Source organism: Streptomyces sp. ME19-01-6 (genome assembly GCF_033793745.1).
In the GTDB taxonomy this organism is placed as follows: Bacteria; Actinomycetota; Actinomycetes; order Streptomycetales; family Streptomycetaceae; genus Streptomyces.
The window spans coordinates 1-23401 of record NZ_JARAXF010000056.1 but is presented as its reverse complement, the minus strand read 5'-3'; the positions used below and the strand labels follow the sequence as shown (position 1 = coordinate 23401).

Sequence of the window (23401 nt, the reverse complement as noted above, 5' to 3'; positions counted from 1 at the left end):
TCAGTGCACCCCCAGCGACAGGCACGTGCCGGCCACGGCCACGTGCTCGGCGTACTTGAACATGGGCCGCCTGCGCACCTGCGGGATCTGGTCGGCGGTGCCCCGCTCCTCGGCGCAGAAGCCGCACACGTACCAGTAGAGGCGGTCCGGGTGGTCGGTCAGCAGCTCGCGCACGATCCGCAGGGCGGAGGGGTACTCCCGCTCCCAGTCGCCGTAGTTGCGCGGCTTGGTCTCGCCGAGGCCCGTCCAGGTCAGCCGGGTGGCGTCGCCGCAGGCCCAGATCTGGACCCGCGCGCCCTTGGCGAGCAGCGCGGTCGTCAGCCGCAGGGCGGAGCTGACGAGTTCGGTCTGGTGCGGGGCGCCGAGGAGCTGCAGCAGTACGTCGGTGGGGGGCGGCGACCAGGCCATCAGTGCCACACCGCCCGTAAGCGGGGTTCCAGCAGCCGGTCCGCCACGTCGTCCATGTCCGCGAGGCGGGATCCGGGCAGCAGGTCCTCGGCAAGGAGGGCGCGCTGGGCGGCCGAGAAGGAGTCCACCCACAGCTCGCCGCCGCCCCGCAGGAAGGTCGCGACGCGGGGCGAGGCGCCGGGCAGCGCGGCGGTCACCCCGTTCTCGACGAGGAACAGCACCACGTGGTGGCCGTCCTGGAGGAGCCGTACGGCGTCGCCGACGAACCGCTCGCAGGCCGGCCCCGACTCCGCCCCGCCGCTTTCGACGAGCAGATGGTCAGTCATGGCCGCCCACCCCCGCGGCCCCCTCGGACGTGTCGAACGCCTCGGCCAGGAAGCCGAGGACCCGCTTCTCGTACTCCGCCGCGTCGAACCGCAGCCCCCGCATATGCGGGGCCCCGGCCGCCGTCCAGTACTCGGCGCGGGGATAGTGGCGGGCGGTCCGCTCGACGGCTTCGGGGCGGACGAAGGTGTCGTCGGCGCTGCCGATGAACATCAGCCGGGTGTCGTACGCCGACAGGTCCGGCGGCCAGCCGGTCAGGCGCAGCATCCGCATCGCGAAGAACTCGAAGGCGCGCTCGTAGGCGGCGAGCGTGAGCGGTCCGCGCAGCCGGTGCGGCAGGGTCTGCCCGCGCAAGCCGGCGAAGTGGCGCAGCCCGGCCGGGACGTCGTACGCCGGGCCGCTGTCCGCGATCACGGCGGCCACCGGCACCCGGGAGCGGCGCACCACCTGGAGCGCGGGCCAGGTCGAGAAGGAGAAGCCGTACAGGGCGATGGCGCCGCCGCGCAGTCGGGGGTCGGCGGCGGTGGCGAGGAGCACGTCCCGCAGATCGCTGGTGTAGCGCTCGGCCATGCGGCGAAGCGCCCGGTCAGCGCCGCTGTCCCCGTGGTTGCGCAGGTCGTACGCGACGACGTGGTGGCCCGCCCGGTGGAGCAGTTCGATGTGGCCGAGCGCCATGGACTTGGTGCGGCCCATGCCGTGGCACACGATCACGGTGTGCGGCCCGGCGCCCGGCACCACCCAGGCGCGCAGCGGGACGCCGTCGAAGGAGGCCACCACGGTCTTGTGGAGCAGGGGCAGCCCCTTGTCCGCCGGGGTGCGGATGCGCTGCCCGGCGGGCAGCGGCGGGTGGTAGAGCTGATACGCGTGCTTGGCCGCGCCGACGATGCCCAGCGGCGGCGCGGCGAGGGCGCGCAGGGCGCCGCCCCGCCGCCGCGGCGGTGCGCCACCGGTCTCTGCACTGGTCATCGTCGGTCCTCGGCCTACAGGGTTGAATGAGGTCAGTTCGGTTCAGTTCAGGTCAGGATCTCGCCGCCGTCGACTCCGATCACGTTGCCGGTGATCCAGGAGGAGTCGGTGCGGGAGAGCAGGGAGATGGCCTCGGCGACGTCCTCGGGCCGGGTCAGCCTGCGGTGCGGATTGAGCCCGAGCGCGTACTCGGCGAGCCGGTCGCTGTCCGGGATGCGCTCCATGGACGGGGTCACCGTCACCCCGGCGCGCAGCGCGTTGACGGCGATGCCGGAGGGGGCGAGCTCCATGGCGAGCTGGCGTACGTGCGACTCCAGCGCCGACTTGGCCGCGGACACGGCGCCGTAGCTGGGCATGGCGCGGACACCGCCCGCGCTGGTCATCGCGTACACCTTCGCGCCCTCGCGCAGCAGGCCCGCGGTGAACAGGTCCTGCGTCCAGTAGACGAGGGAGTGGGCCATGACGTCGAGCGTCATGTTCATCTGGCGGGAGGTCACGCCCGGCTCGCCCTCGGGTGCGACGAAGGGCAGCAGGGTGCCGAAGGCGAGGGAGTGCACCAGGATCCTGACGCCGGACTCGCCGGTCAGCTCGGCGAACCGCGGCAGCAGCTCCTCCCGGGTTCTGGCGGAGGCGGCGTTGGCGTTGAAGAAGTGCGCCTGGACGCCGTGGGCGCGCAGCTCCTCCCGCGCGACGGCGGCCTTCTCCTGCCCCTCCGCGGTGTCGAAGTGCACGCCCAGGATGTTGACGCCCTCGCGCGCCAGCTCCTGGGCGGTGGCCAGGCCCATGCCGCTGGAGGCGCCCAGAACCAGGCACCAGGAACCCTCGAGTGATGTGATCATCAGCCGCTCACCCTCCGCCTTCTTCCGCTCGTGCTTCCGCTCGTGCTTCGTCTTGCGTTTCGGTTCGCGATTCGGCTTCCGTTCCGGCCTGCGTTCCGGAACCGGCGGGAGTGACCAGGCACACCGCGGCGTTCCCCTCCGCCGCCGCGGTGAGGACCAGCCGCGCCGGACCCGCCCCGCCCGCCAGGGCGGCGACGACCCGCGCCACCGGCTCCAGGCAGCCGGCGCCCGCGGGCACGTACTCGGCCCGCTCCCCCAGCGCCGCCGCGAATGCCTCGCCCACCGGGGAGTCGTCGATTACGGCCGTGACCGGCAGCGGGCGGCCGGGGAAACGGCCCAGCGCTTCGAGCGCGCCGTCGATCAGCGCCCGGGCCCGCTCCGCGCCATGCGCGGCGGCGGCCACCGCCGGCGGCAGGAAGAACGAGCGGACCGCCACCCGGCCGTACGCCCGCCCGCCGCGCGCCGCGACGGCCGCCGCCGGCTCCAGCACCAGGGCGACCGCCCCGGCCTCGGAGGTGTCCGCCCCCGGCTCGCCCTCGGCCAGCACCTGCTCGGTGGCCCCGGCCAGCAGCCAGCGGGCCCGGCCGGCGGCGAGGGCGCGCTGACCGGTCTCGATGGCTTCGAGACCGGCGATGCGGGGGCTGACGAAGGTGAGGTTGAAGCCCTTGAGTCCGTGCTCCATCGCCAGGCGGCTGCCGAAGAGGTTGATGGAGAAGTACGGGGCGGTGACCGGGCTCAGGTCGGCGGCGCCGGTCTCCATGACCGTACGGTCCATCGCGTCGTGCAGCGAGGCGGCCGCGCTGTTGGTGCCGACGGCGGCGGCGCGGCGCTCGGCGCAGGTCGCCTCCAGGGGGTCGTCCTGGCCGATGTCGGCCAGGGCCCGCTTGGCGGCGGCGAGGAAGTACTGGGAGGCGGTGGGCAGGTACTTGTAACCGCGGCGGCCGAGCGCGGTCTTGAAGTCGAACCCCTCGGGGCGCACCGTCCCGACCCCCGACACGATCAGGTCGGTGGTCATGAGCCCGCCTCCTGGAGCACGAGCGAGACGTTGTTGCCGCCGAAGGCATAGGCGTTGACCAGGCCGTAGGGCGCGGTCATGGGGATGGCTTCGGCGGGCAGCGGCACCTCGCACCCGGGGTCGAGCGGGCCCACGGGCACGTTCGGCGGAAGGGTCTTGTGGTGCAGCACGAGTACGGCGACCAGGGCGGCGAAGGCGCCCGCCGCGCCGCCGGTGTGGCCCAGGAGCGCCTTGACGCTGTAGAGCGGGGTGAGCGGGGCGGCCTCGCCGAGCACGGTGGACAGCGCCCGGGCCTCCACCACGTCGTTGAGCTCGGTGCCGGTGCCGTGCGGCACGACGAACCCGAGGCGGCCGGGCCCCGCGCCGGGAGCCGTATCAAGGGCCGTATCAAGGGCCGGGTCGAGGGCCGGGTTCGCCTCCCGCAGGGCCTCGCGCATCGCGCGCTCGATCTGCGCGCCGCCGGGCTCGGGCGCGGTCGCGTGGTGGGCGTCGCAGCTCCAGGCGGTGCCCGCCAGGCGCGCGTAGACCGTCTTCGCGCCCCGCGCGCGTGCGTGCGCCGCCGACTCCAGGACCAGCACGGCGGCGCCCTCGCCGAAGATCGTCCCGCGCCGGTCGGCGGCGAACGGGCGGCACCGCTCGGGGTCGATCGCGCCCAGCCGGTTGAAGCAGGCCAGCGCGGCGCGGGAGTACGCCTCGGTGCCGCCGGCGACGACCACTTCCGCCTCACCGGAGCGGATCAGGTCGGCGGCGACGGACAGCGCGTAGCCGCTCGCGGCGCAGGCGTTGCTGAGGCTGGTGTTGGCGCCCTGCGCGCCGAGCCACCCGCCGACGGCCGAGGCGACCGGGAAGACGGGCGCCCAGCGCTCGTGCTTCGCGGGCTCACCGGCGCGCCGCCGCTCGTGCAGGTCGGAGTCGCCCATGCCGCTGCTGATCGCGACGGCCACCCGGCGCGGGTCCACCCCGGCCAGTCCGGTCAGCCCCGCGCTCTGCACCGCCTCGCGCGCCGCCTCGATGGCGAACTGGGACGCGCGCCCCAGCGGCACCCCGTCCAACTCCTCGGGCCCGACCGGCAGATCGGCCTCGGGCACCAGGTACATATGCGGGTGGTCCATGTGCGCGAGCGGGTCCGGCACCCGCGTCGGCGCGCTGCGCGCGGTGTGCATGCCCCGCCACAGGGCGTCGATGCCCGAGCCCAGGCAGCTCAGCGCGCCCAGGCCGGTGACCAGTACGTCGGTTGAGTCGGCGGTCATCAGCTGCCGCCGGGCTTTCCGCTGAGCGCCCTGAGCACCCGCTGGTCGAAGGGGACCAGGTGCCAGTCGCGGCGGTTCTCGATCACCGCGTAGCCGTGCACGATCCGGCCGGTCGCGGTGAGCGTGAGCCTGCCGTCGCGGACGACGTAGCAGTCCATGCGGGAGGTGTACGTGAAGTCCTTGAAGATCTCCTCCACGGTGTAGACCGTGTAGAGGTCCTCCTCCATCAGCGCCTCGTCGACGACGCGGATCGCGGAGTGCGGCACGACGGGGATCCACTTGCGGTCGTCCAGCAGGGTCTTGATGGAGATGCCGCGGTCCAGCACGAAGCGGTCCTTGGCCTCCTCCATGAGCCGCAGATAGCCGGACATCTGGAGGCGCTCGGTGAAGTGGCAGTAGGGGTAGGTGATGTTCCACTTCCAGGCGTAGGCGTTGCGGCCCTCGGTCAGGGCCGCCAGCACCGCCGCCTCGCCCCCGCCCGCCGCCAGCACCGCGTCCGCCGCCCCGCACACACCGGCCTCCTCCGCCGCCCCCTCGTGCGTACCGAGCCGGCCGACGGTGAAGCGGGCGAGCTCCGCGGGGGCCTCGATGGGCGGGTCCAGGTAGGTGTCCGTACGCAGCGAGACGCGCACCTTGGAGGTGACGGCCTTGAGGGTCGAGCCGTCGCGGTCGACGCGAATGGTCACCCTGAAGCCGAGGGTGCCGTCGTCGGCCGAGGTGTCCGGCACCACCTCCGCCTCTGCCTCGTCGTCCATGTGGAACGCGTGCAGGATGCGGCTGTCCAGGCCGACGATGTCCAGGCCGAGGCCGTACTCCTCGTACAGCAGCCGGGCCGGCACCCCGCAGTGCGCGAAGTGGATCAGCACGGCCTCTTCCACGAGATAGTTGACGTGCTTGAAGCCGATCCAGGTGCAGATGTTGGAGCCCTCGTACCGGGGGCGCAGCCGCACGGTGGTGGTATCGGCGAGCAGGGCCTTGGTCAATATCGGCTCGACCGCAGCTGTCATCAGGTGTACTCCATCGGGGGGACCATCAACAGAAAGGGCTTCGCTCGGCCGGGGGCGCCGGGCGGCGATCGTGCGCAGGAAGCCGTTGACCGCTTCGGAGAACTCGTCCGGGCGCTCGATCATGGGGAAGTGGCCGGCGTCGGTGAGGACGCGCACGTCGGCGTGGGGCAGCGCCCGTCCCAGCCCCTCCGCCTCGGCGGTCGGGGCGGCCTTGTCCCGCTCCCCGCTGACGATGAGGAACGGGGTCCGCAGGCGCTCGACCGGCAGCCGAGGGGTCTCCAGGTACGTCTCGAAGAAGCGCATCCAGCCGTACGGGCCGACGTGTTCGCGGACCTTCAGCGCCATCTGGTGCCGTACGTCCGGGGCCAGCCGGTCACCGGCGCTGACCCGCAGGCCGTCTTCCAGGATCTGGTGGAAGTGGTTGACGTAGTACGACAGCGTGGCCCAGTCGAAGTCGTGCTTGCGCGCCCGGTAGAAGGGGGAGACGAGAACGACCCCGGCAGGCGCATGCTCCTCGGCGGGCGCGTGCTCCTCGGCACTCGCCTCGGCCAGCCAGGAGAGCAGCGCGGCGGATCCGAAGGAGTGACCGGCGATCACATCGGGGCCCCCGGGCACCTGGGCCACGGCCTCCGCCACCCAGTGGGCGACCGGGCGGTCCGGCCACCCGGGCCGAGAGAAACCGCTCCAGGGGAGATCGGCCGCCCACACCTCCCACGCCGGGTCGACGAGTTCGCTGAAGCTGTCCCACACGGCGGCGCCGCCGGCCAGCCCGTGCAACAGCAACATCCTCCTTGTCAGCGGCTTCGCCTCCGGGCGCTCGGGTCCTCCCCCAGCCACCGCTGGGCGGTGCCCCCCATCGACGGGGCTCGTCGCACGGTCGCCCACGCCGCGGAGCGGCATGTCGGATTCGAGCCCTCGCTCCCTCCTCCTCGCCCCTTTCGACAGCGGCGCGCCCTTTGGCTCAGCCGCTGCAGGCGCGGCGCCGTCGCGGGCGGCCTGGCGGACCCGCCGCACCTCGACGAGCCTCCCCAGGGCGTATGCGGTGTTCACGCGGCGGCTCCGGCCGGCTGCCGGGGGTCGGCGGCGAGCCGCGTGGGCGGGCCGAGCAGCAGTGCGGCCACGGCGTCCGTGGTGTCGTCGCCGCTGGTGACCAGCGCGTCCCCGGCCCCCGGCCCGCCCCCGGCCACGCCCAGCCAGCCGACCGCGGCGGCGCACTGCAGCACGCCCAGGGCGCCGGAGGCGCGGCCGAAGGCGGCGGTGAGGTCGTGCCGCGGGACGTTGTCGGGGACGAGGGCAGGGGCGGGGGCGGGGTCGGAGGCAGAAGTGGCGCCGGGCGCGGCGCTCGCGGCGCGGGGCGTGCCGTAGCCCTGGGGGGTGAACCAGACGCCGGGCGTAGCGTCCTCGGGCAGCAGCGTCCGGACACACGCGGTGAGTCCGGCCCGGCGTTCGTAGCGGCCCAGGACGGCCGCGGGCTCGGCGCCCCGGTCGCGCGCCCAGGCAGCACCCTCGACGACGAGGGCGGCAGCCCCGTCGAGCAGTAAGTCTTCGGCGGAGCCATCGGCCGAGCCGCTCACCAGCCCCTCCACCACCGCGTTGCGCGTCTCGACACCGATCACGAGCGCGCGGCGCACCCGCCCGGCGGCCACCAGCGTCGCGGCCCAGTGGACGGCGTCCAGGCCGGAGGTGGCGCCGTTGCACAGCATGAGGTTGGGGCCGCGCAGACCGAAGCGGATGGCCGCCCAGGAGGCGACCACATTGCTGGAGGCATTCGGCAGGCCCATGGGGCTGAGGCCGGCGACCGAGTCCTCGGCGATGGCGGCGGCCGTGAGGCATGCCGTGTCCAGGTTGCCCAGGTTGGAGCTGGCGACGACGCCCACCGTCCCGCCCGGCACGGTCAGCTCCTCGCTGTCGCCGGGGATCAGGGCGGCGTCCCGCAGCGCGTCGAGCGCGGCGCACAGGGCCAGTTGGGTCGCGCGGTCCTTGTAGCGGTGGCCGCGGCGGCCGATGCGGGCGCCGGTGTCGAACGGTTCGTACGGCCGGTCCCCAGCGAACTCGCCCGTGGCGCGCAGCAGCTCCTGTGGCGTGTCGGCGCCCGGCAGAGCCAGCCCGACGCCGGTGACAACAATTCCCGGGGAGACATGAGGGGCCGCGGAGACATGAGGGGCCGGGGAGACATGAGGGGCCGGGGAGACGTGAGGGGCCCGGCGGGTCTGGGAGGTCATGAACCGGCCCTCCCGCCCGCACCCGCGGCCGCGCCCACCCGCTCCACGATGGCCACCGCGTTGACGCCGCCGAACCCGAAGGCGTCGATCTGCGCGACGTTCAGCTCGGCGCCCTCGACCCGCTCCCGTACGAAGCGGAAGTCCGCCGCCTCCGCCACCGGGTCGGTCAGGCCGAGGGTCGGGGGCACCTGGCCCGTGGACAGCGACTTGAGCGCGACGATCAGGCTCAGCAGTCCCGAGCTGCCCGAGGTGTGGCCGGTCATGGACTTGATGGCGGTCATCAGGGGCGACCCGACGTCGTGGCCGAAGACCTCGGCGATGGCCGTCGCCTCCGCCTCGTCGTTGAGCAGGGTGCCGGTGCCGTGCAGCAGGACCAGGTCGATGTCGCTCGGCTTGACGCCGGCCCGCCACTGCGCCTCGTGCACCGCCTCGGCGATCCCCTTGGGGTCGGGGGCGGTGACATGACGCGCGTCGCAGTTCATGCTGACGGCGCGCAGCCGCCCCAGGGGCGCACCGGCGAGGTCACCCACAGCCCCCTCCCGCCGTGGCCCCTCCCGCTGCGACCCCTCCCGCTGCGGCTCCTCTCGCCGCAGTACCACCGCCGCCGCGCCGTCGCCCATCAGCACCCCGCGGCGCGCGCGGTCGAAGGGCTGGACGCGCTCGGGCGGCTCGGCGTGGACCCGGTCCAGGAGTCCGAACATGCTCTCGGTGAGGGTGTCGACCCCGGCCACGACGACGGTGTCCTCGACGCCGGTGGCCAGCAGGTCGGCGGCCAGGGCGAGTGCGTAGAGGGAGGCCGAGCAGGCACCCGAGAAGGTGTAGCTGCGCTCCGCGCCGAAGCGGCCGCGCAGCGCGGGGCCGAAGTGCAGCCGGTCGGGGTCGAAGGGGGTGCCGTCGCGCCACGCCAGCTCGGCCGAGCGCAGCTCCCGCAGGCCGGTGCCGATCAGGACCGGCACCCGGCTCAGATCGTCGCCGAGGCCGGCCTGGGCGGCGGCCTCGGCGACGGCGCGCAGCAGCCACGCGGTGGCGCGGCCGGGTATGTCGCCGCCCGCGGCGGGGCGGTCGTCGATCTCGTACGCGTGGCGCGCCCGGTATCTGTCCCGGTCGAAGCCGCGCAGTTCGCCGCGTCCGCTGGTGCCCGCGCACAGCGCCCCGAAGACCTCGTCGACGCCTTCGCCCACGCTCGCCACGGCGCCCGCGCCGGTCACCAGCTGGCTCATGACCAGTCCGTGTCGCGCTTGCCGAAGATCACGACGGCGTTGTTGCCGCCGAAGGCCAGGCCGTTGTTCTGCACGATCTTCACATCGGCGTCGACGGCCCGGTTCGGCACGACATCGAGAGCGCACTCGGGGTCGGTCTCGGCGTGGTTGATGGTCGGCGGGATGAAGCCCTCGGTGAGGGCGAGGGAGCAGGCGATGGCGGCCAGCGCGCTGGCGGCGCCCATGGTGTGGCCGATCATCGACTTGACGGACACGGTGCGGGGCGGGTCGTCTTCCCCGAAGACCTGGCGGATGGCGCGCGCCTCGGTCACGTCGTTGGCCTTGGTGCCGGTGCCGTGTGCGGAGATGAAGTCGACTTCCTCGGGCTTGACTTCGGCATTCTCCAGGGCGATCCGCATGCAGCGGGCCACGCTGTCCTGGTGGGGCGCGACGGGGTGGTGCGCATCGCAGTTGAGGCCGTATCCGAGGACTTCCGCGTAGATACGGGCGCCGCGGGCGAGCGCCGATTCCAGGCTCTCCAGCAGCAATATGCCGGCGCCCTCGCCGGTGAGGATTCCCTTGCGGTCCTTGTCGAATGGCTGACAGCGCTCGGGGGCGATGGTGCCCAGCCGGTAGAAACCGGTGAACGTCTTACGGCACAGGGCGTCCGCGCCGCCGCACAGCGCGAAGTCCACATCTCCGCCGCGTATGGCGTCGAAGCCGTAGCCGATCGCGTAGTTTCCCGCCGCGCAGGCGGTGGGGAGGGTGACCGCTTCCACCCGGGTGAGGCCGAACTCCTGGGCTATCGCGGCGGAGAGCCGCCCGGCGGGCACGCGGCGGGCGACGACGGCGTCCATCTGCTCGGGCCCCTGGTCGACCTCCACCTCGACCAGGTTGTCGAGGTCCCTGGACTCCCCGTCGGTGGTGCCGACGGAGATCAGCGTCGGGACGTCCCGCAGGTCGTGCTCGGTCAGTCCGGCGTCGGCCACCGCCATCCGCGCGGCCGATACCGAGAACTGGCTGGCCCGGCCCAGGGTTTGGACATCGAGGTGCCGGATCCACTCCCCGGGGTCGAAGTCGATGATCTCGCACGCCGTGGCGTGGTCGAACCCCTCGGTGTCGAAAGCGGTGATCTGCTTCGCGGCGCTCTTCCCGGACCGCAGTCCGGCGAGGAACTCAGCGGTGCCGACACCGATGCCGGACACCGTTCCGAGACCCGTTATCACGACCCTGCGGGCCGGCTCACCCTGCATATCGCCCTGCCTTCGCTTGAGTCCGCCACGGTGTCCTTTACCAGCCGGCCGCTTCGGAGACGACCTCGTAGACACCCTTGAGGTTGATCATGCGGCTGAGCTGTGCCTGCGGGATGACGACGTTGAACTCCTTTTCGAGGGCCGCCAGAATCTCGATGGCCCGCAGGGAATCCGCGTCGTGTTCTTCCTTGAAGAGGCTGGTCTCGGTGACCTCGTCCGGATCTATCTCAAGGATATCCGTGACGATTTCCTTGATTGTTTCCTGGCGCTCTTCGACGATGGCGGCCATTACCGCGCACCTCCATTTTTGGGCATGGGCAAAGCGAGGAACGTGCCCATGACGCTAAGCGCCGGTTCCAGATCGGGACAACCCCGGAGTCCACTAGCTGTCATACGCCTCGCCTCAGGTGACCGATTGGTAACCTCGGCTGTCATATACCTGCCGCTCATAGCTCGTTCACAGGTGTTGTACGCAGTTAATCTGCAGCAAGTTGCCAGCAAAAGAGGTGCGGATGCCACCGTATCGCCCGTAAAGCCGCGCGGGCGGCCCGCCCGAAGCGCCCTCAGGCAGCTTCAGGCCAGGCCGGACGGCATGGCCGCCCGCGCCCGCGGTGCATCTCTAGGGCGACCCCTAGAAGCCTCGGGACGCGCGAGATCGAGCCATTTCGCCGCCCGGCAGGCCGTCAGTCGGGGCAGCCTGGGCAGTCGGGTCAGTCAGGTCGGCAGATCAATCGGGGTATGGCTCCATGAGCCCCGCGCGCACGGCCCGCACTCCGGCCTGGAATCGCGATTCGACACCCAGATCCCGCATGATGTCGGCCACATAGCGCCGGTAGGTACGCACCGAAAGCCCCAGCTTCCGGGCCGCCGCGTCATCCTTGTACCCCTCGGCCATCAGGGTCAGGACCTCACGCAGCACCCTGCCCCGCGCCCCGCCCTCGAAGGACAGCGGCCGCGTCGGGCGCTGCGCCGCGTCCCACATGCCGCACAGCAGCCCGTACAGCATGTCGGCCACGGTCGAGTTCTGGATCATCGAGGCCCGGGACCCGCCCGGCTCCCCCGGCGCCGCGTCGGGGGCGATGACCGCGGCGCCGTCCACCACGACCAGTTCCTGGCGTACGGCGCTGGACACCCGCACCTCCACACGGGGCCCCAGCTCACCCACGGTCCGCTGCCAGCGCGCGCCCCGGATGACCGCCTGCGGGCACAACAGCCTGACCCTGACGCCCTTGTCCACGAGCTGGGCGAGCGTCTGGGCGGTCAGCTTGGCGTGCTCCTCGGAGGCGACCTCCGGCAGCGACCAGATCACGTCCTGTTCGGCCCGCAGCACCAGCCGGGCCACCCATCCAGCCACCGCCTCGCCCTCCACGGGCAGGTCGGCCGTCACACAGGCGAGCGTGGCGCGCCGGTGGTGACGCACGGCGGACTCGAGCAGGTGCAACGCCTGCCCGAGGGTCTCTTCGAGGTGGTCAGTCCCCGTTTCCGGCTCCGCCCGAATCACCCCCCTCACGCCCACTTCCCCCTCAATTCCATCAATGGGCGTACCGTCATTTGGTTGAATTCGAAATTGGCTCAAAGGACACCCCCCGGTTCCTTTTTCGGCACAGTAACGAGGGTGCGCACCTGACCGCAAGGCATACCCGGCGGGGTATATGGCACCTATCATCGGCAGAAATATGCCGGTTCTCAGGCTTCGCTCAGGCCGAGATAAGCCTTGTCCATGTGCCCAAGAGGCTGCGGCTCCCGGCCCCCATTGATAACTTCGCTTCAAGCCAGCACGAGTCCCTTGCCGTACGACGGCGGACCCCACAACTCCGGGTCCCGAAAGGCGCCGCACACATGGCTGCACAGAACACCGCGACGACCGCCACCGCGCCGGCCGACCCGCCCCGGTCGCCGACCGGCCGCCAATGGCTCGCTCTGTCGGTGCTCGTCCTGTCCCAACTGGCGGTGTGGCTGGACAACACCGTGCTCAACGTCGCGCTGAAAACCCTGGCCGACCCGGACGAAGGGCTCGGCGCCAGCCCCAACCAGCTGCAGTGGAGCATCAGTTCGTACACGCTGGTCTTCGCCGTGCTGCTGTTCACCGGCGGGGTGCTCGCCGACCGGTACGGCCACCGCCGACTGCTGCTCACCGGCATGCTCGTCTTCGGCGCCGCCTCCACCTGGGCCGCCTACGCCGGTTCGGCCGACGAACTCATCGTCGCCCGGGGGGCGATGGGCATGGGCAGCGCCCTGATCATGCCCGCGACCCTCGCGCTCATCGCCCAGGTCTTCGACGAGCGCCACCGTGCCATGGCCATCGCCATCTGGTCCGGCTCCAGCGGCATCGCCATCGCCACCGGCCCGATGCTCAGCGGCGCGATCCTGGACCACTTCTGGTGGGGCGCGATCTTCCTGGTCAATGTGCCGATCGTGGTGCTGTGCGGGGTGGGCTCGTTCCTCTACCTCCCCGGCGCGGTCGCCAAGGTCCGCAAGAAGTTCGACCCACTGGGCGTGCTGTTCTCCACCGCCGGCCTGTTCGCCATCGTCTGGGGCGTCATCGAGGGCGGCCACCGCAACGACTGGAGCGGCCCGGCCGTCGTCGGCTCGCTGATCGGCGGCACGGTCCTGGTCGCCGTCTTCGTCCTGGTCGAACTACGCGTGTCGAGCCCCGGGTTCGACGTCCGGCTGTTCCGCAACGTGCGGTTCACCGGCGCCAGCGTCGCGGTCATGCTCACCTTCTTCGGGGTGAACGGCTCGATGTACTACACCAGCTTCTACCTGCAGGGCGTGCACGGCCAGACGCCGCTGGAGTGCGGCCTGTCCATCGCCCCGGTGGCCCTCGGCGTGCTGCTGGGCGCCCCGCTGTCGGCCCGGCTGGTCCGGCTCCACGGGGTCAGGGCCGTGGTGACCTGCGCCATGCTGATCGCCACAGTGGGCTTCTTCGGCTACGTCTTCCTCGACGAGCACAGCGGCCTGGGGCTGTTCTGGGTCTTCCTCGTCCTCCAGGGCCTGGGCATGGGCGCCGCGGTCGCCCCCACCACCGAGGCCATCATGTCCGTCCTGCCCGCCGACCGGACCGGCGCGGGCTCCGCCGTCAACAACTCGATGCGGCAGATCGGCGGCGTGCTCGGGGTCGCCGTCCTCGGCTCCGTCCTCGCCGGGGTGTACCGGGACGAGATCACCCCGAAGCTGGGCGACCTGTCCCCGGAGCAGGCCGACGCCGCCGCGGAGTCGCCGGAGGCCACCCGGCTGCTCGCCCAGCGGCTGTCCCTGCCCCGGCTGTCCGACTTCGCGGACCAGGGCTTCGTCCACGCCATGCATGTCGCGGCCGTCGTCGGCACCGCCGCGGCCGTGGTCGGCGCCGCGATCATCTGGTGGACCTTCCGGCGGCCCGGCTGCCCCAAGCACGCCGCCGAACACAGCTGACGGCCGAACACGCCGATACAGACGGGTGTACTCCCCCAACTGCCGGTCGGCGCATGCCGCACCATCCGCTCATGTACCCGGCGTCAGCTGCCCGTCGCGCAGGAACCTCGGATGTGCGGCAAGCTCCGCCCCGGCCCATGTCGGCCTGTGGTGCGTAGGCACCAGGACATGTGAGTGGCTGGTCCGGGTGCACCAGGGGAAGACGGTGGCGGGGGACGATGCCCGGCGGGACAGCCGGAGGGAAGGGTTGGAGGCGCGTGAATCTCGCGCATTCCCCTTGCCTAGCGGTGTCTGGAGTGATCAACAGGTGGCGACATTTCTTTACCGGATCGGACGGTGGGCCTTCCGGCGGCGCCGGCTCGTGAGTGGTCTGTGGCTGGGTGTCCTGGTGCTGGCCGGGGTCGCCGCCGCCATGGCGCCGGCCGGGGAGGAAGAGGACCTCTCCATGCCCGGCACCGAGTCGCAGAAGGCGTTCGACCTGCTGGACGAGCGCTTTCCCCAGAGCAACTCCCAGGGCGCCGAGGCCCGCTTGGTGTTCCAGGCCCCGGACGGACAGCGGGTGACGGCCAGGGAGAACAAGGCGGCCGTCGAGGACACGCTCGGCTCGCTGGACGGGGGCGATCAGGTCGCGTCGACCACCGACCCCTATGAGACCGGCGCTGTCAGCGAGGACGGCACCATCGCCTACTCCACGATCACCTACACCGCGGACGCCGTCGACCTGACCGAGCCGGCGAAGAGCGCCCTCGAGGACGCCGCGAGCCAGGCCCGGGACGCGGGGCTGACCGTGGAGATCGGTGGCTCGGCCCTGGATTCGGAAGAGGAACCGGGCGGTACGACGGAGATCATCGGCGTGGCGGTGGCGGCGGTGGTGCTGGTCCTCGCCCTCGGGTCGCTGGTCGCGGCCGGATTGTCGCTGCTGACCGCCTTCGTGGGCGTGGCCATCGCCTTCGGCCTGGTCTCCGCGCTGGCCGTTCCGCTGGGCCTGACGTCCACCGTCGCCATCCTGGCGCTGATGCTGGGGCTGGCGGTCGGCATCGACTACGCGCTCTTCATCACCTCCCGCTTCCGCGACGAGCGAGCCCAGGGCAGCGAGCCGGAGGAGGCCGCCGGCCGGGCGGTGGGCACGGCCGGATCCGCCGTCGTCTTCGCCGGCGCGACCGTCTTCATCGCCCTGGTCGGGCTGGGGGTCGTCGGAATCCCCGAACTCACCAAGATGGGCATGGGCGGCGCGGGCGCCGTGGCCCTGGCCGTACTCGTCGCGCTGACCCTGGTCCCCGCGCTGTTCGGCTTCTTCGGCCGGCAGGTACTGTCCCGCGCGGTCCGCAAGGCACCCTCGTATCGCCGGTCGGGAAGCGGGCGCCCGCACCCGGTGCCCACCGCGGCCGGCCGGCCTGGGCTCGGCACCCGCTGGGCGCGGTTCGTGCTGCGCCGGCCGACGGCCGTGCTGCTGATCGCCGGACTCGGTCTCGGCGCCGTCGCCCTACCGGCGCTGAGCCTCGAACTCGGGCTGCCCGGAGACGAGTCCAAGTCGGTGGAGACCACCCAGCGCCGTGCCTACGATCTGCTGTCAGAAGGCTTCGGCCCCGGCTTCAACGGCCCGTTGACCGTGGTCGTGGACACGTCAACGTCCTCGGGGTTCGGGAACACCCGGGCCATCACGGACCTGGTCGTCAAGACCGTACGGGGAGTGGAGGGGATCGCGTCGGTCGGTGATCCGGTTCTCAGCCGGACCAAGGACACGGCCGTCCTCACCGCCGTCCCGCGGACCGCGCCGAACAGCGGCGAGACCAAGGACCTGGTGCACGCGATCCGGGGCGCGGTCTTGGGCGTCGAGGCCGACACGGGCGCCGGCATCCTGGTGACCGGCACCACCGCGCTGAACATCGACATCTCCGAAGCCATGTCCGACGCCCTCATCCCCTATCTGACCGTGGTCATCGGCCTGGCGGTGCTCCTGCTGATGGTGGTCTTCCGCTCGGTCCTGGTCCCGGTCAAGGCCGCGCTCGGCTTCCTGCTGTCGGTGGGTGCCGCCTTCGGCGTCCTCGTCGCCGTCTTCCAGTGGGGCTGGGCGGCAGATCTGCTCGGCATCGAGCAGACCGGACCGGTCATGTCGCTGATGCCGATTCTCATCATCGGCATAGTGTTCGGCCTCGCCATGGATTACGAGGTCTTCCTCCTCACCCGGATGCGGGAGGCCTACGTCCATGGCGCGTCCCCCGGCGAGGCGATCGTGGGCGGTTTCCGGCACAGCGGACGTGTGGTGGCCGCGGCGGCGATCATCATGGTCAGCGTGTTCGCCGGATTCGTCGGGATGAGCAGCCCGACCATCCAGACGATGGGCGTCGGTCTGGCCGCCGCCGTCGCCTTCGACGCCTTCGTGGTCCGGATGGCGATCGCACCCGCGGTCCTGGCACTGCTCGGCCACCGGGCCTGGTGGCTGCCCCCTATCCTGAACCGCGTGCTGCCGAATCTGGATATCGAGGGTGAGGCACTGAGCAGGCATGTCCCGGCCTCCGCGACCGTGCCGGACGCGGCGGTGCCGCGGCTCCCCGTCGGCCGGGACTGAGCCGGCCATGACGGACACGGGTGGCGGTGGCCCGCGACCACGCTCCACGTGGTGGCGGGAGGGAGCGATCACGGCGACGGCGTTAGCGCTCTGTCTGCTCGGCGGCGTGGTGCGGGACGACGGCAGCACGCTGTCGCCGCCGCCTGCCGCCGCCTACTTCATCGCCGTGGTGTCCTGTGCCGTGCTGCCGGTGCGGCACCGGGCGCCCCTGGCCGCCATGGCGGCCACGACCGCGAGCGGCGCGCTGGTGCCGTTCTTGGGCCTCCTGCTGAGCCCGCTCATCGTGGCCCCCGCCGTGATCACCGCCTACTCGCTCGCCGTGCGCACCGAACGGCACGCGGCGAGCGCGGTGTCGCTCACCTCCGTGGCACTGCTGGTCGCCTCCACCCCCTTGTTCGGGGCCCTCTCGTGGAAGGACGCGAGCAGGGTGGGAGCGGTGGCGGCGTTCCCGCTCGTGGCCGGCGTACTCGGTCACTCGGCGCAGAACCGGCGGGCCTACCTGGCGGCCGTGGAGGAGCGGGCCCGGCGGGCCGAGAAGGACCGGGACAGCGAGGCGCGCCGGAGAGTGGCCGAGGAACGGGTACGCATCGCCCGGGAACTCCACGACCTCGTGGCCCATCAGATCACCCTGGCCAACGCGCAGGCCACGGTCGCCGCCCACCTCTTCGACGCCCGCCCGGAGCAGACCCGCAAGAGCCTGAAGGAGCTCGTCGAGACCACCGGCGACGCGCTCGACGAACTGCGGGCCACGGTCGGTCTGCTGCGTCAGCCCGAGGACACCGCCGCGTCCGCCGAACCGGCACCCGGGCTGTCCCGGCTTCCCACGCTCCTCGAGTCCTTCCGCCGCGCGGGTCTGGAGGTGTCGGTGCATCAGGAGGGCACGGCCAGGCCGCTGCCGCCGGGAGTGGACCTCACCGCCTACCGCATCATCCAGGAGGCCCTGACCAACGTGACCAAGCACGCCGGTACCGATAGCGCCCGGGTGCGCCTCGCCTGGAACCGCGATCGCGTGACCATCACCGTCGCCGACGACGGAGGGGGCGCCCGTACGGCGCCGACCGCATCCACGGGACCGAGTGCGTCCACGGTGCCGGACCGTCCGCCCGGTTACGGTCTGATCGGGATGCGTGAACGTGCCACCGCGGCCGGGGGACACCTCTTTGCGGGCAGGCGCCCGGAGGGCGGCTTCCTCGTCTCCACCCAGCTGCCCCTCCCGCCCGCCAAGGACACGACGCGCAGGACTGACCGAGCAACAACCATCGAGGGGCGGATGGCCGACGGAGCGGCAGACGACGGACGGACGGGCGACGGAGAGGCCGGGGGTGCGCCGTGACGCTCCGGGTGCTGCTCGCCGACGATCAGGCCCTGCTGCGCGGTGCCTTCCGGATGCTTCTCGACAGTGCCGACGACATCACCGTGGTCGGCGAGGCCGCCGACGGCAGGGAGGCGGTGAGACTCACCCGGGAGCTGCGCCCGGACGTGGTGATCATGGACATCCGCATGCCCGAGGTGGACGGTCTCACCGCCACGTCGGAGATCTGCGCGGACCCGGAACTGCGTGCCAGCCGCATCCTGATCCTCACCACGTACGAGACCGACGAGTACGTCGCTCAGGCGCTGCGCGCGGGGGCCGGCGGCTTCATCGGCAAGGGCATCGGGGCCGAGGACCTGCTGGACGCCGTGCGTACGATCGCCGACGGCGACACTCTTCTGTCCCCCGCCGCGACCCGCTCCTTGGTCGCCCGTTTCCTGGCCACACCGGACGACGCCCCGCCGCGCCACCCCGAACAGCTCGCCGTGCTCACCCCGCGCGAACGCGAGATGGTGGCCCTGGTCGCGACCGGCCTGTCCAACCAGGAGATCGCCGAGCGGATGTTCCTCAGCCCCTTCACCGTCCGCGCCCACGTGCAGCGCGCCATGAACAAACTGGAGGCCCGCGACCGGGCGCAACTCGTCGTCATCGCCTACCGGACGGGCCTGGCCCACGCCGCCCCCGACGGCGGCACCGACCGCCTGCCGTAGTCCGATACCGGGGGCTCTTCGGCGGCTCCACGCGGCTGGCCGCTCACCCCGCTGCTGCCCGGCGCGGTCACGGCATCGGGGCGAATGCGGGCAGCGTAAGGGCTGAGTGGGCCGGTCGTGCCGTCGCGGAGGGCATGGTGACGAGGTCACGCAGCATGGTGTTGCGTTGCTCCAGGGCCCGCACCGTGGTGGGGAAGAGCGTGGCCGCACCGTTGTCGACCAGTGCCTGATTCATGGCTACGAACGCGCGAACCTCGCGTTCGTAGGCGGCGAAGCCCGCGGTGTGGTCCCGGTTCGTGGCCAGGGCGTTGGCGAGCATGTAGGCACCGACCAGCGCAAGGCTTGAGCCTTGTCCGGTGAGGAACGAGGGTGCGTACGCGGCGTCGCCGACGAGCGCGACGCGGCCGCTGGACCAGTGGGGCATGCGGATCTGACCGGCCGTGTCGAAGAACAGGTCATCCGCGTCGCGCATGGCGTTGACCATGCCGGGGACCTCCCATCCCGCGCCTGCGAAGATCGTGGCGACCAGGTCCCGCTGGGCGTCGGGGTTCCGGAGGGCATCGAACGGCGGTTCCGGTTGGTGAAAGTTCAGGAAGGCGTGCAGCTCGTCGTTGTCCCCGACGGCGTAGAGGGCCGCGGCTTTTCCCGGGGTGTTCCACAGCATGAGCTCGCGGGAGAGCCCGAAGGTGTTCGGCATGGTGAATATGGCGAAGCAGTAGCCGAGGTAACGGTGGAACTGTTCTTCGGGGCCGAACAGGGACTTCCTGGTAGGTGAGTGCATACCGTCGGCGCCGACTACCAGGTCGAACGTGCGCCGTTGCCCACTGTGGAAAGTAACGTCGACCCCTTGTTCGGACTGGTCGAGGGCGTCGATGGAGTCGTCGAACAGGAATTCCACGTCGCCGCGGACTTTTCCGTAGAGGATCGCGGCCAGATCCCCACGACGCACCTCGAGGTCCTGTCCCTCGACACTGCCGGCAACGGCGCGCGCGTTGACCGAGGCCACTTCGCTGCCATCGGCGTTGAGGAAAGTGCAGCGACGCGAGTCGATGTGCGCGTCCCGCAGTTGCGGCAGTATCCCCATCCGCCGGACCACCTCTATCGCGGTACCGCGGACGTCGATCGGGTAACCACCGTCGCGCAGTGCGCCTGCCTTTTCCACCACGGTGACCGCGAATCCGGACCGGTGCAGCCAGTACGCCAGCGCGGGCCCGGAGATACTGGCGCCGGAGATCAGAACTTCGCGCTTCGCGGTAGTACTCACGCCCATCGACAGACCGGTAGGTGTCATGCCTGGGCTCCTTTCTTCGTGATACGGACAACGAGCAGTGACAATGCGGCGACGAGGCCGGCGATGGCGAAGCCTGTGACGAAGGCCGATTCGGCCGGCCGGCCCGTCATCGGGTCGGCCCCGGCGGCGAGGATCGCGCCGCCGACCTGGACACCCAGGGCGACGCCGATCACGCGTGTCACCACGAGCAGGCTGGTGGCGATGCCGGTGTCCCTGGTCTCGACGGCGGTGGCGGTGCCGGCAAGCAACGCCGTGGTAGCGACGCCCGCGGCGAACGCGGTCAGCACCTTCGCGAGGACGAGCTGCCATGCCGCGGTGTGCAGCGACGCCAGGGCGATCATCGTGGCCGCCGTGACGACGGTGCCCACGATGACCACGGCACGCGGAGCGAAACGCCGCGCCGCGATTCCGCCGACCGAATCGCTTACCGCCCCGGCGATGGCGCCGGGCATCAGGAACAGTCCGATGTCGGTGGTGCCGGCTCCGAAGCCGTACCCGTCGGCCGATACCGCGAACAGTTGCGGGAGCAGAAAGAGCACCATCCCGGAACTGGTGGTGATGACGAAGGTGAGCACGTACGAATTCCACATGGCAGGCTTTGCCAGCATTCGTAGATCGACCATCGGCGCGTCTGCCCGGCGCTCGACGACGACCCATCCGGTCGCGAGGGCGGCCACGGCCACCACGATGGCACCGACCGCGAGTGGCGGCAGGCCGGCGCTCGTCACCGTCACGAGCCCGAGCATGAACGCGAGCAACGTGCCGCTCAGCAGAACCACGCCAGGCCAGTCGATCCTGTTGTCCGATTGGACCGGCGGATCATGCGGCATCAGCCGAGTCACGACCAACGTCGTCGCGATGATCGCGATCGTCGGCAGCGCGAACATCCAGTGCCAGGAGAGTCCTTCCGCGATCGGCCCGGCGAGCAACGTTCCCACCATGCCGCCGCCCGTGAACAGCGCGATGACCAGCCCGATCGCCACCTGCGCCTCTCCTGTCGGGAGGTGTTTGCGCACCAGGATGAATGAGAGGGGCAGGGCACCCACCATGACGCCCTGCAATACCTGACCGAGCAACAACACCGGCAGGTTCGGCGCCAGGCCGGCCAACAGACCACCGGCCGAGACCACGGCCATCAGCCGGACCAGCACCCGCTTTCCGCCGTAGCGGTCGCCGAGTTTGCCTGCGACGGGTGTGACGACCGCGCCGGTGATGAGTAACGTGTTGGCGATCAGCGCCCCTTCGGCAGGACTGACCCCCAGCTCACGTTGCAGCAGCGGGAGCGCAGGCTCCACCACTGACTGCAGGGTGCCGAGGGCGAGTGCCAAGATGCCGAGGGCACCGATCGACAGCCTCCCGATGCGGACCGGGGAAACCACAGCTTCGGACATAGACGCAACCATTCCCTCCGGCGCCCCGCCGGGCATCGTCCCCCGCCACCGTCTTCCCCTGGTGCGTGCGGACCAGCCACTCACGTGCCCTGGTGCCTACGCACCGCAGGCCGACTTGGGCCGGGGCGGAGCTGACGACCTCCTTCACCGGCGAACTCATCATGCGCAAGTCGCCCACGCCGACCGGGCTGTCCACCGCGCCGAGCGTCCAGGTGTGGTCCGACTCCACCTCGGGCCGCGGTGGCACCGCCGATGGCACCAACATCTTCCAGTGGACGTGCACCGGCGGCGCCAACCAGAAGTGGCGCGTCGAGGACATGGGCGACGACACCAGCCGCCTGGTGAACGTGGCCACCGGCAAGGTCATGGACACCGCCGACTGCGGCACGGCAGACGGCGCCGACGTACGCCAGTTGACCTGGCTGAACAACAACTGCCAGCAGTGGCGGCTCGTCCCCACGACCGCCTGACCCGGGGCCGCCTTCCCTGACCTAGGGCCGGTCCGACGGGTCAGTCGCCGGACCCGCCGGACGGTACCTGGGACACGACCGTCGTCACTGAGCGGCTTGGAAGAGGGCTGGAGTAGACGACGCTCGTGGTGACGGAGCCCAGGGTGGCGATGCGGCCCGTGGTGCGTTCCAGATCGCGCATCGAGCGAGCGACGACTTTGAGGACGAAGCAGTCCTCACCCGTTACATGGTGGGCCTCCACGATCTCGGGAGTGGTGTCGAGCAGGTCGTGGAACGGCTTGTAGTTGCCAGTGGGGTAGCGAAGGCGGACGAAAGCCAGGATGTCGAGCCCCAGGGCCTCGGGGCTCACGATGGCGGAGTAGCCGGCGATGGCGCCGCTCTCCTCCAGCCGTCGGACTCGTTCCGTGACGGCGCTCGGTGACATGGAGACGCTACGGGCCAGCTCGGCATAGCTGGCGCGCCCGTTGTGTTGCAGTGCTTCCAGGATGCGTATATCGGTTGCGTCAAGGGAATCGGCGGCCATAGCCGATGGATACCACGAATTGCGCGGCGAGGTGCGAGCTGGACCGTTGATCTCGACTTCTGGGGGATGGGCGGGGAGCTTAGCGTTGAGGACATGTCCAAGACCCGGATCAGCGCCGCTCTGCGGGTGCCGCCGATGGCACCTGCCGAGGCAGCCGCCTTTTTCGCCGCACGCCTTGCCTTCCAGGCCGATGTGTCCGATGTCCACGCCTCGCTGGCGTCCGGCGAACCGGGCTTCGTGCTCATCGACTCACGCGGGGACGATGCGTGGGCGCAGGGACATGTCCCCGGTGCGGTACATCTGCCGACCGCCGAGATTCCACAACACGCTACGAACCTGCTGGATACTGCTGTTCCGGTCATCGCCTACTGCTGGGGGCCCGGCTGCGACGGCGCGACCCGCGCGGCGCTCGCCCTTGCCCGACTCGGCTACCACGTCAAGGAAATGATCGGCGGCATCGAGTACTGGATCCGTGAGGGATTCCCGGTCGAAGGGCCGAACGGTGTGGTGCGCCGGGCGGCCGACCCGTTGACGGCGCCAGTCGGATCCGCTCACTGCGCGTGCTAGTGCTGTGACCGCAGGTTCGCCGGGTTCAGAAGCTGGAACCGAATCGTCACTCGGAGACGCCAACGCATGAATACGCCACCGTCGCCACCTGGAGCGGAGCGGACTGACGGATCAGCCGTCCGGATCGGCGCTCTCGTTCCGCTGACTCGGCCCGGCTGGGTCGAGGCGGGCAGACACTTGCTCGCTGGGCTCGAGCTGGCCGTTCGCGAAGTCAATGACGCCGGCGGGATCGGCGGAAGGCCACTCGAGCTGGTGGTCCGGGACACCGCGGCTGATCCACAGAGGGCCGCGGCGGCCGTGGATGAACTGGCTCGCCTGGGCGTGGCTGCCGTGGCGGGGGAGTATCACAGCGTCGTCGCTCGCGCCGCTGCCGCCAGGGCCGACGCGCTCGGGCTGCCGTTCCTCTGCTCGTCAGCGGTTCTCGACGCGCTCACCGAACAGCCGACGGAATGGGTCGCGCGCATCGCCCCGGCACAGTCCCGCGGCTGGCAGATCTACGCGGACTTCCTCCTCGGCGCGGGGCACAGCCGCATCGCCGTAGCAGCCCAGCCGAGTGTCTACTGGGCATCCGGGGCCCGCATTCTGCGGGACCACCTCGCGCCACGCGGCGGCACCGTCATCGAACTCGACATGCGCACGCTCGACCACACGGCCGTGTGCGACGCACTTGTCGA

At 71.3% G+C, this 23401-nt stretch carries 21 protein-coding genes and 2 pseudogenes; 7 read left to right on the top strand and 16 right to left on the bottom strand.

Going from position 1 to position 23401, the window contains the following annotated elements; genetic code table 11:
• From PV419_RS51275 to PV419_RS51220, 13 genes and pseudogenes are all read right to left on the bottom strand, one after another.
• The gene (locus tag PV419_RS51275) at window positions 1–408 is read right to left on the bottom strand and encodes a hypothetical protein (protein ID WP_319700973.1); all 408 of its coding nucleotides are present in this window, start codon (window positions 406–408) and stop codon (window positions 1–3) included.
• On the bottom strand, window positions 408–734 hold the full coding sequence (locus PV419_RS51270) for a hypothetical protein (RefSeq protein WP_319700972.1): 327 nt from the start codon (window positions 732–734) through the stop codon (window positions 408–410). The genes PV419_RS51275 and PV419_RS51270 overlap by 1 nt, the downstream gene beginning before the upstream one ends.
• Window positions 727–1698, bottom strand: a complete 972-nt coding sequence (locus tag PV419_RS51265) for an alpha/beta hydrolase (RefSeq protein ID WP_319700971.1) — start codon at window positions 1696–1698, stop codon at window positions 727–729. The genes PV419_RS51270 and PV419_RS51265 overlap by 8 nt, the downstream gene beginning before the upstream one ends.
• Before the next feature lie 47 nt (window positions 1699–1745).
• On the bottom strand, window positions 1746–2537 hold the full coding sequence (locus tag PV419_RS51260) for an SDR family oxidoreductase (protein WP_319700970.1): 792 nt from the start codon (window positions 2535–2537) through the stop codon (window positions 1746–1748).
• A gap of 7 nt (window positions 2538–2544) precedes the next feature.
• The gene (locus tag PV419_RS51255; protein WP_319700969.1) at window positions 2545–3552 is read right to left on the bottom strand and encodes a beta-ketoacyl synthase N-terminal-like domain-containing protein; all 1008 of its coding nucleotides are present in this window, start codon (window positions 3550–3552) and stop codon (window positions 2545–2547) included.
• Entirely contained in the window at window positions 3549–4802 is a 1254-nt protein-coding gene (locus PV419_RS51250) for a beta-ketoacyl-[acyl-carrier-protein] synthase family protein (RefSeq protein WP_319700968.1), read from the bottom strand. The genes PV419_RS51255 and PV419_RS51250 overlap by 4 nt, the downstream gene beginning before the upstream one ends.
• Window positions 4802–5809: a thioesterase family protein gene (locus PV419_RS53695; RefSeq protein WP_415925564.1), complete on the bottom strand. Its 1008-nt coding sequence runs from the start codon at window positions 5807–5809 to the stop codon at window positions 4802–4804. The genes PV419_RS51250 and PV419_RS53695 overlap by 1 nt, the downstream gene beginning before the upstream one ends.
• Window positions 5810–5911: 102 nt before the next feature.
• Window positions 5912–6595, bottom strand: a pseudogene (locus PV419_RS53690) (alpha/beta fold hydrolase); the annotation flags it as partial.
• A 260-nt stretch (window positions 6596–6855) separates the two neighbouring features.
• Window positions 6856–8031, bottom strand: coding sequence for a beta-ketoacyl synthase N-terminal-like domain-containing protein (locus tag PV419_RS51240; RefSeq protein ID WP_319700966.1), 1176 nt, complete (start codon window positions 8029–8031; stop codon window positions 6856–6858).
• Complete coding sequence (locus PV419_RS51235) at window positions 8028–9251, bottom strand: beta-ketoacyl synthase N-terminal-like domain-containing protein (RefSeq protein ID WP_319700965.1); 1224 nt, start codon at window positions 9249–9251, stop codon at window positions 8028–8030. The genes PV419_RS51240 and PV419_RS51235 overlap by 4 nt, the downstream gene beginning before the upstream one ends.
• The gene (locus PV419_RS51230) at window positions 9248–10483 is read right to left on the bottom strand and encodes a beta-ketoacyl-[acyl-carrier-protein] synthase family protein (RefSeq protein ID WP_319700964.1); all 1236 of its coding nucleotides are present in this window, start codon (window positions 10481–10483) and stop codon (window positions 9248–9250) included. The genes PV419_RS51235 and PV419_RS51230 overlap by 4 nt, the downstream gene beginning before the upstream one ends.
• A gap of 37 nt (window positions 10484–10520) precedes the next feature.
• Window positions 10521–10772, bottom strand: coding sequence for an acyl carrier protein (locus PV419_RS51225; RefSeq protein WP_319700963.1), 252 nt, complete (start codon window positions 10770–10772; stop codon window positions 10521–10523).
• Window positions 10773–11210: 438 nt separating this feature from the next.
• The gene (locus tag PV419_RS51220; RefSeq protein ID WP_319700962.1) at window positions 11211–11993 is read right to left on the bottom strand and encodes a helix-turn-helix transcriptional regulator; all 783 of its coding nucleotides are present in this window, start codon (window positions 11991–11993) and stop codon (window positions 11211–11213) included.
• A gap of 329 nt (window positions 11994–12322) precedes the next feature.
• Between PV419_RS51220 and PV419_RS51215 the strand changes: the two genes are divergently transcribed.
• The 4 genes from PV419_RS51215 to PV419_RS51200 all read left to right on the top strand — a co-directional run bounded on the left by PV419_RS51215 (window position 12323) and on the right by PV419_RS51200 (window position 18485).
• Window positions 12323–13894: an MFS transporter gene (locus PV419_RS51215; RefSeq protein WP_319700961.1), complete on the top strand. Its 1572-nt coding sequence runs from the start codon at window positions 12323–12325 to the stop codon at window positions 13892–13894.
• Between the two features lie 307 nt (window positions 13895–14201).
• A complete protein-coding gene (locus PV419_RS51210) occupies window positions 14202–16463 on the top strand; it encodes an MMPL family transporter (protein WP_319700960.1) in 2262 nt (753 codons plus the stop codon).
• 7 nt (window positions 16464–16470) lie between these two features.
• Entirely contained in the window at window positions 16471–17796 is a 1326-nt protein-coding gene (locus tag PV419_RS51205; protein WP_319700959.1) for a sensor histidine kinase, read from the top strand.
• Window positions 17793–18485: a response regulator transcription factor gene (locus PV419_RS51200; protein ID WP_319700958.1), complete on the top strand. Its 693-nt coding sequence runs from the start codon at window positions 17793–17795 to the stop codon at window positions 18483–18485. Before PV419_RS51205 ends, PV419_RS51200 begins: the two co-directional genes overlap by 4 nt.
• A 67-nt stretch (window positions 18486–18552) precedes the next feature.
• Here the strand turns inward: PV419_RS51200 and PV419_RS51195 are convergent, their stop codons facing one another.
• On the bottom strand, window positions 18553–19776 hold the full coding sequence (locus PV419_RS51195; protein ID WP_319700957.1) for an FAD-dependent monooxygenase: 1224 nt from the start codon (window positions 19774–19776) through the stop codon (window positions 18553–18555).
• Complete coding sequence (locus PV419_RS51190) at window positions 19773–21167, bottom strand: MFS transporter (RefSeq protein ID WP_319700956.1); 1395 nt, start codon at window positions 21165–21167, stop codon at window positions 19773–19775. The genes PV419_RS51195 and PV419_RS51190 overlap by 4 nt, the downstream gene beginning before the upstream one ends.
• Before the next feature lie 239 nt (window positions 21168–21406).
• On the opposite strand from PV419_RS51190, the pseudogene PV419_RS53685 reads away from it, so the two are divergent.
• A pseudogene (locus tag PV419_RS53685) lies at window positions 21407–21637 on the top strand (RICIN domain-containing protein); the annotation flags it as partial.
• A gap of 40 nt (window positions 21638–21677) precedes the next feature.
• Here the strand turns inward: PV419_RS53685 and PV419_RS51180 are convergent.
• Window positions 21678–22160 (bottom strand): Lrp/AsnC family transcriptional regulator, encoded by a 483-nt coding sequence (locus PV419_RS51180; RefSeq protein WP_319700954.1) that lies wholly within the window; start codon window positions 22158–22160, stop codon window positions 21678–21680.
• 93 nt (window positions 22161–22253) lie between these two features.
• On the opposite strand from PV419_RS51180, the gene PV419_RS51175 reads away from it, so the two are divergent.
• Both PV419_RS51175 and PV419_RS51170 read left to right on the top strand, forming a co-directional pair.
• Window positions 22254–22727 (top strand): rhodanese-like domain-containing protein, encoded by a 474-nt coding sequence (locus tag PV419_RS51175; protein ID WP_319700953.1) that lies wholly within the window; start codon window positions 22254–22256, stop codon window positions 22725–22727.
• Window positions 22728–22793: 66 nt separating this feature from the next.
• Window positions 22794–23401: ABC transporter substrate-binding protein (locus PV419_RS51170; protein ID WP_319700952.1), on the top strand; the 608-nt coding region annotated here is incomplete at its 3' end.